The sequence below is a fragment of the Agromyces selenitireducens genome, assembly GCF_052748465.2.
In genome coordinates, this window is the sequence record NZ_CM188259.1 from 3,689,583 (window position 1) to 3,700,753 (window position 11,171).

Here is an 11,171-nt window from a genome sequence, read left to right on the forward strand (position 1 = left end):
CGCACCCTCGTCGACCCGGCGACCGGCGTGACCGTCTGCGACGACGTGTGACGCCGTGCGACACGGAGTGACCGATCGTGACAGGGCGGCCTTCCGGCATCCGCCCGACCCCCCGTACCTTCGTCAACCACGTGCCCCGGACGGGGTGCGGACGAGGAGGGGAACCGTGACGATCGAGACGACGGATGCCGCGCCGCGGGCGCCGCGCGCCGAGCGCCCGGCACACGGCGAGCGCGCACCCCGTGGCATCCGCTCGCCCCGACCCTCGGCGAAGCCGAACGGGCAGTGGAAGGTCGACGGCACGACGCCGCTCAACGCCAACGAGGAATGGAAGCAGGCCGACGGCGGCCTGAGCGTGCGCGAGCGCATCGAGACGATCTACGCGGCGGGCGGCTTCCAGAGCATCGACCCGACCGACCTGCACGGACGGTTCCGGTGGTGGGGGCTGTACACGCAGCGTAAGCCCGGCATCGACGGCGGCCGCACCGCCACGCTCGAGCCGCACGAGCTCGAGGACGAGTACTTCATGCTGCGCGTCCGGATCGACGGCGGGCAGCTCACGACCGAGCAGCTCCGGGTGATCGGCGGCATCTCGACCGAGTTCGCGCGCGACACCGCCGACCTCACCGACCGGCAGAACGTGCAGCTGCACTGGGTGCGCGTCGAGGACGTGCCCGAGATCTGGCGTCGGCTCGAGGCCGTCGGGCTCGAGACGACCGAGGCGTGCGGCGACGTGCCGCGAGTCATCCTCGGCTCGCCCGTCGCGGGCATCGCGGCCGACGAGCTCATCGACCCGACCCCGCAGATCGACGAGATCGCGGCCCGCTTCATCGGCGACGAGTCGCTCGCGAACCTGCCGCGCAAGTTCAAGTCGGCGATCACCGGGCACCCGAGCCAGGACGTCGTGCATGAGATCAACGACGTCGCGTTCGTCGCCGTCGAGCACCCGGACCTCGGGGTCGGGTACGACCTGTGGGTCGGCGGTGGACTCTCGACGGCGCCGCGGCTCGCGGAGCGGCTCGGCGTCTGGGTCCCCCCCGAGCGCACGGCCGACGTGTGGCACGGGGTCGCGCAGGTCTTCCGCGACTACGGCTACCGGCGTCTGCGCAACAAGGCGCGACTGAAGTTCCTGCTCGCCGACTGGGGCGCCGAGCGCTTCCGGCAGGTGCTCGAGACCGAGTACCTGGATGCACCGCTGCCCGGCGGGCCGGCCGCGCCCACGCCCGCGACGCCCGGCGACCACGTGGGAGTGCACCGCCAGAAGGACGGCCGGTTCTACGTCGGAGCGACCCCGATCGTCGGGCGCGTCTCCGGGCCGACGCTGACGAAGCTCGCCGACCTCGTCGAGGCGCACGGGTCCACCCGGCTGCGCACCACGCCCCACCAGAAGGTGGTGATCCTCGACATCCCCGAAGACCGCGTCGAGTCGCTCATCGCCGGCCTCGACGAGCTCGGGCTCCAGGCCCGGCCGAGCCTCATCCGCCGCGGCACCATCGCGTGCACGGGCATCGAGTTCTGCAAGCTCGCGATCGTCGAGACCAAGGCCTACGCGACCGCCGCCGTGCTCGAGCTCGAGGAGCGGCTCGCCGCGTTCGACCTGCCGCACCCGATCGCACTCCACGTGAACGGGTGCCCCAACTCGTGCGCGCGCATCCAGACCGCCGACATCGGACTCAAGGGCCAGCTCGTGACAATCGACGGCGAGCAGGTGCCGGGCTACCAGGTGCACCTCGGCGGCGGGCTCGCATCGCAGGACCGCGACGAGGCCGGACTCGGCCGCACCGTGCGCGGCCTCAAGGTCGCGGCCGACGGCATCGCCGACTACGTCGAGCGTGTCGTGACGCGCTTCCTCGGCGAGCGGGATGCCGCGGCCGGCGAGACCTTCGCCCAGTGGGCGCACCGCGCCGACGAGGAGGCACTCCGATGAGCGCGCAGAACCTCGGCACCGCCGCACGGAGCGCTGCAGCACCCGTCACCGGTGCGCGCATCCGCCGCTCGCCCGAGGAGCTGCGCGCCCTCGCCGAGGCGGGCAACGCCGCACTCGGCAGCCTCACCGACCACGAGGCATCCGCTGCCGAGGTCGTCGCGTGGGTCGCGGCGAACTTCGCGACGGATGCCGCAGCCGCGGCCTGCTCGATGGCCGACGCCGCGCTCCCGCACCTCGTGGCGCAGCACCTGCCCGGCGTCGACGTGCTGTTCCTCGACACCGGTTACCACTTCACCGAGACGCACGTGACGCGCGACGAGGTCGCCCGCTCGCTCGACGTCCGGATCGTCGACGTGCGTCCCGAGCAGACCGTCGCCGAGCAGGATGCCGAGTTCGGCGCCGAGCTGTTCGCCCGCGATCCGAGCCTGTGCTGCGCGCGCCGCAAGGTCGAGCCGCTGCAGCGCGCCCTCGGCGGCTACGAGGTCTGGTTCACGGGCGTGCGCCGCGAGGAGGCGCCGACCCGCGCGCTCACGCCGCTCGTCACGTACGACGAGCGGAACGGGCTCGTCAAGGTGAACCCGGTGGCGGCCTGGTCCTTCGAGGACCTGCTCGGCTACGCGGGCGCACACGCCGTGCCGGTGAACCTCCTCATGTCGCACGGCTATCCCTCGATCGGCTGCGAGCCGTGCACCAGGCCCGTCGCGGCGGGCGACGACCCGAGGTCGGGCCGATGGGCCGGCCTCGCCAAGACGGAATGCGGGTTGCACCTATGACCGACACGACCGAATCGACGGAGACCGACACGACCGCCCGCCCCGCGGCGGCGCACCTCGATGCGCTCGACGCGCTCGAGGCCGAGGCCATCCACGTCATCCGCGAGGTCGTGGCCGAGTTCGAGCGGCCCGTGCTGCTCTTCTCGGGCGGCAAGGACTCCGTCGTCGTGCTGCACCTGGCGACCAAGGCGTTCTGGCCGGGCCGCGTCCCGTTTCCCGTGCTGCACGTCGACACCGGCCACAACTTCCCCGAGGTGCTGCGGTTCCGCGACGAGACCGTCGAGCGGCTCGGCATCCGGCTCGTCGTGGCATCCGTTCAGGACTACCTCGACGACGGCCGCCTCCAGGAGCGAGCGGATGGCACGCGCAACCCGCTGCAGACCCTGCCGCTCCTCGACGCGATCGCCGCAGGCCGCCACGACGCGGTGTTCGGCGGCGCGCGCCGCGACGAGGACAAGGCCCGCGCCAAGGAGCGCATCATCTCGCTGCGCGACGAGTTCGGCCAGTGGGACCCGCGCACCCAGCGCCCCGAGCTCTGGAACCTCTACAACGGCCGGCACACCGTCGGCCAGCATGTGCGCGCGTTCCCGATCTCGAACTGGACCGAGCTCGACGTGTGGCGCTACATCGAGCGCGAGGGCATCGCCCTGCCGCCCCTGTACTTCGCGCACGAGCGCGACGTCTATGCGCGCGACGGCATGTGGCTCGCGGTGAGCGACGTGTCCGCCCCGCGCGACGGCGAGACGGTCGAGCGCCGCACGGTGCGCTACCGGACCGTCGGCGATCTCAGCTGCACCGGCGCGGTGGTGTCGGATGCCACGACAGTGCCGGACATCGTGCGCGAGGTCGCGGCATCCACCCTCACCGAACGCGGCGCGACGCGCGCCGACGACCGCCTCTCGGAGGCGGCCATGGAGGACCGCAAGAAGGACGGGTACTTCTGATGAGCGAGCACACCACGGCGCCCCGGCACGGCGGGCCATCCCGTCGAGTGATACCGCTCGCCGCGAGTGATGCCGCTGCAGCGGTATCACTCGGCGCGAACGGCAACACTCGGCACCAGGACAGTGGCACAGGCGGGTCGCTGTTCCGCTTCGCGACCGCCGGATCGGTCGACGACGGCAAGTCGACGCTCGTCGGCCGCCTGCTGCACGACTCGAAGGCGATCCTGGCCGACCAGCTCGAGTCGGTCGCGCGCACCTCCGCCGAGCGCGGCTTCGGCGGCGAGCCCGGCGCGATCGACTTCGCGTTGTTGACCGACGGCCTGCGCGCCGAGCGCGAGCAGGGCATCACGATCGACGTCGCCTACCGCTACTTCTCGACCGGCCGTCGGTCGTTCATCCTCGCCGACTGCCCCGGGCACGTGCAGTACACGCGCAACATGGTCACCGGTGCGGCCACCGCCGACGCGGTCGTGGTGCTCGTCGACGTGCGCAACGGGGTGCTCGAGCAGACCCGTCGGCACCTCGCGGTCGTGCAGCTGCTGCGCGTGCCGCACGTGATCGTCGCCGTGAACAAGATCGACCTCGTCGGCTACGACCGCGCCGCGTTCGAGTCGGTGGCAGCGGATGTCGCCGCGCTCGCGCGCGACCTCGGCCTGCCCGACGCGCACGTCGTCCCCGTGTCGGCGCTCGCGGGCGACAACGTCGTCGAGCGCTCGGCGAGCACGCCCTGGTACGACGGCCCGTCGTTGCTCGAGCTCCTCGAGGGCCTCTCGACGATCGACGAGCTCGAGACCGACCTCGAGGCGCTGCGCCTGCCCGTCCAGCTCGTGATCCGCCCGCAGGGCGCGCTGTCGCCCGAGCTCGTGGACCCCCGGGTCTCGATACGCGCCGCCGGTGCTCCTCGACCACCACAGGAGGACTTCCGCGACTACCGCGCGTTCGCCGGCCGCATCGAGTCCGGCACGGTGAAGGTCGGCGACGTCGTCGAGGTGTTCCCATCGGGCATCACGACCACGGTCGCCGGGATCGACCGCGGACCGGTCGCCGTCGACGAGGCATCCGCACCGCTCTCCGTCTCCCTGCGCCTGGCCGACCCGGTCGACGCCGCGCGGGGCGCCGTGATCGCGGCCGCCGGGTCGCTCCCGGTGCCGCGCCGCGAGCTCGACGCGGACGTGTTCCAGCTCGACGGCCGCCCGTTGACGACGGGCTCACGCGTGCTCGTGAAGCACGGCACGTCGACCGTGCAGGCGCTCGTCACCGACATCCGCGGGCGACTCGACCTCGACACGCTCGAGACCGAACCCGCCGCCGAGCTCGCCACGAACGACATCGGGCTCGTGCGGCTGCGGCTCGCGTCCGACCTCGTCGTGGAGCCGTACGCGACGCACCGCCGCGCGGGCGCCTTCCTCGTCATCCACCCGCAGGACGGCGCGACGCTCGCCGCCGGCATCGTCGCCGAGCCGCCGCGATGACACGTCGGTCCCTCGGAGCACAGCTCGTCGAGCTCGTCGCGGGCGTCGCGGTGGCGGCAGCCATCGTCGCCGTGCCCGTCGTGGTCGGCGGGCTGGGCCGCGCCGCCGCGGAGCCGACGGCGACCGGGGGACCGACCGCCGAGGCGCTGCGCCTCGGCTACCTCGCGAATGTCACGCACGCGCCCGCGCTCGTGGGCCTCGAGGCCGGACTGATCGCCGACGCGCTCGACGGCACCCGCCTCGAGGCGCAGGCGTTCGCCGCCGGACCGGCTGTCGTCGAGGCGCTGCGTGCCGGTGCGATCGACGCCGCCTACCTCGGGCCGAATCCTGCCGTGAACGGATTCGTGCAGTCCGGTGGCGCATCGCTGCGGATCGTCGCCGGGGCGACCTCCGGCGGGGCCGCGCTCGTCGTGCGCGACGGCATCGCGAACCCCGACGACCTGCGCGGGGCGACCGTCGCGACGCCGCAGCTCGGCAACACGCAGGACGTCGCGCTCCGCTCCTGGCTCGCCGACCACGACCTGACCACCTCGCCGACGGGCGGCGGCGACGTCGACATCGTGCCGACCGACAACGCCCGGACCCTGCAGCTCTTCCGGGCCGGATCGATCGACGGCGCCTGGCTCCCGGAGCCGTGGGTGTCCCGGCTCGTGCTCGAGGAGGGAGCCGAGGTGCTCGTCGACGAGGGCGAGCTGTGGCCCGGCGGCGAGTACCCGACGACCGTGCTCGTCGTGCGGGCCGACCTGCTCGACGACCACCCCGAGACGGTGCGAGCGCTCGTGGCCGGCCACGCGGCATCCGTCGACTGGATCGCGGCGAACCCCACCGAGATCGCCGACGTCGTCAACGCGCGGCTCACCGTCGACGCGGGCGCCGCCCTGCCCGACGCGGTGATCGCGCGGGCACTCGATCGCGTCGCTGCGACCACCGACCCGCTCGCGTCGACCTTCCCGGTGCTGCAGGATGCCGCGGTCGCCACGGGGACCGCCCGTGCCGGCGATCTCGACGGGCTGTTCGACCTGCGCGCCCTCAATGCGGTGCGAGCGGATGCCGCGCTCGAGCCGATCTCGACCGCGGGACTGGGGGCCGAGCGATGAGCCTCCGCCCCGCCATCCGCCTCGCCGACGTCGCGAAGCGGTACGACGCCGACGGCCCCATCGTGCTCGACGGCATCGACCTCGAGGTCGCGCCGGGCGAGTTCACGTGCCTGCTCGGCGCGTCGGGCTGCGGCAAGTCGACGCTGCTCGGCCTGATCGCCGGGCTCGAACAGCCGAGCGCGGGCACCGTCGAGGTCGACGGGCGCGCCGCGGTGATGTTCCAGGAGGCGTCGCTGCTGCCGTGGCTGAGCGCCCGCCGCAACGTGGAGCTCGCGCTGCGGTTCGGCGGGGTCCCGCGCGCCGACCGCCGGGCCCGGGCGCTCGAGCTCCTCGACCTCGTGAACCTCGCGGATGCCGCGGAGAAGCGCCCGCACGAGCTGTCGGGCGGCATGCGACAGCGCGTCGCCCTCGCCCGGGCGCTCGCACAGGACCGCGAGGTGCTGCTCATGGACGAGCCGTTCGCCGCGCTCGACGCGATCACGCGCGACCTGCTGCACGAGGAGCTCGAGCGCGTCTGGCGCGAGACCGGCCGCACGATCGTGTTCGTCACGCACAACGTGCGCGAGGCCGCCCGACTCGGGCAGCGCGTGCTGCTCATGTCGAGCCGGCCGGGGCGCATCGTGAACGAATGGCGCGTCGCCGACGAGGGTCCGCGCCGCATCGAGTCGCCGTCGGTCTCGGCGCTCTCGGTCGAGATCACCGAGCAGCTGCGAAGGGAGATCCGCCGCAATGCCGCATGACACCGAACTGCTGAACCAGCCTCCCACCGCTGCCACCTCCCCCACCCACGCCGAGTGTCCAGAAGATGCCGGTGTGCGCGACAGCGCGCGGCATCCGTTGGACACTCGCGGCACAGGCGTCGGAGCACGGGACGCAGCCGACGACGGAATCGGGGACGCCCGCGACCTCGACACCGAACTCCGCGGCCTCGACCGCCTGCAGACCACGACCGAGCGACGCACGCCGTGGTGGCGCCGCGCGATCGACGGCGTGCTGCCGCCCGTGCTGCTGCTCGCCGTGCTGGTCGCCGCGTGGCAGGCGTACACCGTCATCGCGCAGCCGCGGCCCGACCTGGCGCCCGGGCCGCTCGACGTCGCCGCTGCGCTCGGCCTGGCATGGGACGACGGTCGCCTGCAGCTCGCCGTCGCGACGAGCCTCGAGCGCGGCATCCTCGGCTTCCTCATCGCGGTCGCAGTCGGTACGCCGCTGGGGCTGCTCATGGCCGAGTGGGCGCCGCTGCGCCGCGCGCTCGGTCCGCTGGTCTCGGGCCTGCAGGTGCTGCCGTCGGTCGCGTGGGTGCCCGCCGCGATCCTCTGGTTCGGGCTGTCGGATGCCACGGTGTACTTCGTCGTGCTCATGGGCGCCATCCCGTCGATCGTCAACGGGCTCGTCGCCGGTGTGGCGCAGGTGCCGCCGCAGCTGCGCCGGGTCGGCACCGTGCTCGGTGCGTCGAGGCTGCAGCTCGCGGCATCCGTCGTCCTGCCGGCGGCACTGCCGGGCTATCTGGCGGGGCTGAAGCAGGGCTGGGCGTTCTCGTGGCGCTCGCTCATGGCGGCGGAGATCATCGCGTTCGGCGGGTCGATCGGCTTCGGCGTCGGCTCGCTGCTGCAGCAGGGCCGCGACCTGGCCGACCTCGCGGGCGTGCTCGGCACGATCCTCGTCATCCTCGCGATCGGCGTGGTCATCGAGCTGCTCGTCTTCGCCCCGGTCGAGCGCGGGTTGCTGCGCCGCCGCGGACTCACGGGAGGGACCCCATGACCAGGTACTCGAACGACACGACGACGGATGCCGCGGGCTCGCCGGCGCACGGGCGGGTGACCCTCGTCGGCGCCGGCCCCGGCGACCCCGGCTTGCTCACCATCCGGGGGCTTCGCGCCCTCGAGGCAGCGGACGTGATCGTCGCCGACCGCCTCGGCGCCCGCACGGTGCTCGACGGCCTCGCCGCCGAGGGCACGGTGCTCACCGCGGAGGTCGTCGATGTCGGCAAGCTGCCCGGCCACCACGCCGTGCCGCAGGATGCGATCAACGAGCTGCTCGTGACGCTCGCCCGCGACGGCAAGCGCGTCGTGCGCCTCAAGGGCGGTGACCCGTACGTGTTCGGCCGCGGCGGCGAGGAGCTCGCCTACTGCCGCGACCGCGGCGTCGACGTCGAGGTCGTGCCGGGCATCACGAGCGCGGTCTCCGTGCCCGCGATCGCCGGCATCCCGCTCACCCACCGCGGTCTCGCGACGACGTTCACGGTCGTCACGGGTCACGACCAGATCCGCGCGCTCGGCGGCGGTCGCGATCACACGGTCGTGCTGCTCATGGGCGTCGGCACCCTCGCGAACTCGGCGATCACGCTCGCCCGCGGCGAGCGCGGGTCCGACTGCCCGGTCGCGATCGTGGAGGATGGGTACGGCCCGAACCAGCGCGTGACGATCGGCACGCTCGACACGATCGCGCACCAGGCGGCGGTGCGCGGCATCCGCTCGCCCGCGGTCGTCGTGGTCGGCGATGTGGTGCGGCTGAGTCCGTACGCGCCGGCCGAGTTGAACCGTGTCGGTCGAGGAGCACCGAAGGCGCGTCTCGAGACCTGACTCCCGTCCCGGGTCTCGAGACGGGCGCTGCGCGCCCTCCTCGACCCACAGACCACCCCCTTCCGAAAGGCCCATGCCTCATGACCCTCAACCTCCGTGTCGCGATCGTCGGCGCCGGCCCCGCCGGCATCTACGCGGGCAACATCCTCCGCCGCCAGGTCGACGAGGCCGGCGGGCAGGTCGCGATCGACCTGTTCGAGTCGCTGCCCGCGCCGTACGGCCTGATCCGCTACGGCGTCGCGCCCGACCACCCGCGCATCAAGGGCATCGTGAACTCGTTGCACGAGATGCTCGACGAGGGCACGATCCGCCTCATCGGCAACGTCGAGGTCGGGCGGGATGTCACGGTCGACGAGCTGCGCGAGCGCTACGACGCCGTGATCTTCGCGACCGGCGCGCTGAAGGACGCCCCGCTCGAGATCCCCGGCATCGACCTGCCCGGGTCGTACGGCGCGGCCGACCTCGTCGCCTGGTACGACGGGCACCCCGACGTGCCGCGGGACTGGCCGCTCGAGGCGGAGTCGATCGCGGTGATCGGCAACGGCAACGTGGCGCTGGACGTCGCGCGCGTGCTCGCGAAGCACCCCGCCGACCTGCTCTCGACCGACATCCCCGCGAACGTGCACGCGGGCCTCGCCGCCTCGCCCGTCACCGACGTGCACGTGTTCGGCCGCCGCGGACCGTCGCAGGTGAAGTTCACGCCGATCGAGCTGCGCGAGCTCGGCGAGATCCCGGACGTCGACCTCGTCGTGTACGACGACGACTTCGCGCGCGCCGAGGGCGACGAGCACGCGGCGCACCTGCTCGCGACGAACAACCAGGTCAAGGTCATGACGCGCACGCTGAACGGATGGCGCACGCGCGACGCGTCACGGCCGCCGGCGTCGCGCCGCCTGCACCTGCACTTCTTCCACTCCCCCGTCGAGGTGCTCGGCACCGACCGCGTCGAGGGCGTGCGCTTCGAGCGCACCCGCCCGGTCGGCGACGGCTCGGTCGCGGGCACGGGCGAGGTCGTCGACGTGCCGGTCCAGGCCGTGTACCGCGCGGTCGGCTACGCGAGCTCGCCGCTCGCCGGTGTTCCGTTCGACGAGCGCGCGCGCGTGATCCCGAACGCGGGCGGCCGGGTGACGGATGCCGCGGGCACCCCGATCGCCGGCCTCTTCGCCACGGGCTGGATCAAGCGCGGCCCCGTCGGCCTGATCGGCCATACGAAGGGCGACGCGCTCGAGACGATCACCAACCTGGTGGCCGATGCCGAGGCCGGCGTGCTCGAGCGCCCGGTCGTCGCGGCGGGCGCCGACGGCGATGAGGTGCTCGAGGTGCTCGAGGCCCGCGGCATCCGCTACACGACCTGGAACGGCTGGCTCGCGCTCGACGCGCACGAGCGCGCGCTCGGCGAGGCGTTCGACGGACCGGTCGCCCGCGAGCGCGTCAAGGTCGTGCCGCGCGACGAGCAGGTCGCGCTCTCGCGCGACGGCGCGCTCGTCGCGGGCTGACGCCTGGCCCGCCCCCCTCCCGGATCACCAGAGGTCCGGCGATTCACAGGACGGATCGGGCGATCCGGTCCTGCAGGTCGCCGGGTCTCCTGTACACCCGGGGTGAGAGGCCGGCGGCGATGGCGCGGAGCTCAGCCGTCGGAGACGGCCGCGAACGCGTCGATCGCGGCCGGGTCGCCGCCCGCGGCGCGCAGACGCGAGGCGATGCCGGCCCGTGCGCGACGGTACGACGAGTTGCGGCCGGTGAGCAACGAGTCGCGGTTGGCGAGCTCGAGCAGTGCGCTGAACTCGAACGCGGCCTGCCGGGCATCGTCGAGGGCGGGAAGCTCGCCGAGGTCGTGCGCGTGCTGCAGGGTGGCGGCGAGATATCCGCCCCACTCGCGCAGCATGCCCGCGACGGCGTCGCGCACCTCGCCCGGCTTCGCGTCGAAGTCGGCCGCGGCCTCGGCGAAGAAGCACCCGCCGGGGAAGACGCGGTCGCGCGAGTAGGCGATCCAGTGGTCGACGAGCGCGATCGCCCGCCCGAGTCCGCGCGGGTGCACACGCGCCGGCTCGACCACGGTCTCGATGAACCGCTCGCGCGCCGTTTCGACGGCGGCGAGCTGCAGCCGCTCCTTCGTCCCGAACAGGGTCGCGACGTTGCTCTTCGAGAGCCCTGCTGCCTGGGCGATCCGCCCGATGGAGAGCTGGTCGAGTCCCTCGACCGACGCGAGGTCGACCGCCGCAGACAGGATGACGCGACGCGACGCGTCGCCGCGCTGGCGTCGGCCGTCGGCGTGGTCGGCCGTGCCGGCGGCATCCGTCGACGTGGTCACGAGCAGTTCATCGGTCATCGCTTGCAGTTTACGCACGAACGTTCGTATACTCAACGCACGATCGTTCG

10 protein-coding genes are annotated in these 11,171 nt (G+C 73.2%); 9 read left to right on the forward strand and 1 reads right to left on the reverse strand.

Annotated features, from left to right (window positions below):
* The first annotated feature begins 166 nt into the window (after positions 1–166).
* The 9 genes from ACULK4_RS17360 (at position 167) to ACULK4_RS17400 (ending at position 10,288) form a co-directional block, all read left to right on the forward strand.
* Positions 167–1,927, forward strand: coding sequence for a nitrite/sulfite reductase (locus tag ACULK4_RS17360; protein WP_445963643.1), 1,761 nt, complete (start codon positions 167–169; stop codon positions 1,925–1,927).
* Positions 1,924–2,700, forward strand: a complete 777-nt coding sequence (locus ACULK4_RS17365; RefSeq protein ID WP_445963644.1) for a phosphoadenylyl-sulfate reductase — start codon at positions 1,924–1,926, stop codon at positions 2,698–2,700. The genes ACULK4_RS17360 and ACULK4_RS17365 overlap by 4 nt, the downstream gene beginning before the upstream one ends.
* Positions 2,697–3,644 (forward strand): sulfate adenylyltransferase subunit CysD, encoded by a 948-nt coding sequence (gene cysD, locus ACULK4_RS17370; protein ID WP_445963645.1) that lies wholly within the window; start codon positions 2,697–2,699, stop codon positions 3,642–3,644. Before ACULK4_RS17365 ends, cysD begins: the two co-directional genes overlap by 4 nt.
* Positions 3,644–5,116, forward strand: coding sequence for a sulfate adenylyltransferase subunit 1 (locus ACULK4_RS17375; RefSeq protein WP_445963646.1), 1,473 nt, complete (start codon positions 3,644–3,646; stop codon positions 5,114–5,116). Before cysD ends, ACULK4_RS17375 begins: the two co-directional genes overlap by 1 nt.
* Complete coding sequence (locus ACULK4_RS17380; RefSeq protein WP_445963647.1) at positions 5,113–6,213, forward strand: ABC transporter substrate-binding protein; 1,101 nt, start codon at positions 5,113–5,115, stop codon at positions 6,211–6,213. Before ACULK4_RS17375 ends, ACULK4_RS17380 begins: the two co-directional genes overlap by 4 nt.
* Positions 6,210–6,953, forward strand: coding sequence for an ABC transporter ATP-binding protein (locus tag ACULK4_RS17385; protein WP_445963648.1), 744 nt, complete (start codon positions 6,210–6,212; stop codon positions 6,951–6,953). The genes ACULK4_RS17380 and ACULK4_RS17385 overlap by 4 nt, the downstream gene beginning before the upstream one ends.
* Positions 6,943–7,971 carry an ABC transporter permease gene (locus ACULK4_RS17390; protein WP_445963649.1) on the forward strand — a complete coding sequence of 343 codons (1,029 nt, stop codon included), beginning with the start codon at positions 6,943–6,945 and terminating at the stop codon, positions 7,969–7,971. Before ACULK4_RS17385 ends, ACULK4_RS17390 begins: the two co-directional genes overlap by 11 nt.
* Complete coding sequence (gene cobA, locus ACULK4_RS17395; protein ID WP_445963650.1) at positions 7,968–8,792, forward strand: uroporphyrinogen-III C-methyltransferase; 825 nt, start codon at positions 7,968–7,970, stop codon at positions 8,790–8,792. Before ACULK4_RS17390 ends, cobA begins: the two co-directional genes overlap by 4 nt.
* A gap of 80 nt (positions 8,793–8,872) precedes the next feature.
* Entirely contained in the window at positions 8,873–10,288 is a 1,416-nt protein-coding gene (locus ACULK4_RS17400; protein WP_445963651.1) for an FAD-dependent oxidoreductase, read from the forward strand.
* 131 nt (positions 10,289–10,419) lie between these two features.
* On the opposite strand, the gene ACULK4_RS17405 is transcribed toward ACULK4_RS17400, so the two are convergent.
* Positions 10,420–11,121, reverse strand: a complete 702-nt coding sequence (locus ACULK4_RS17405; protein ID WP_445963652.1) for a TetR/AcrR family transcriptional regulator — start codon at positions 11,119–11,121, stop codon at positions 10,420–10,422.
* Positions 11,122–11,171 lie beyond the last annotated feature (50 nt).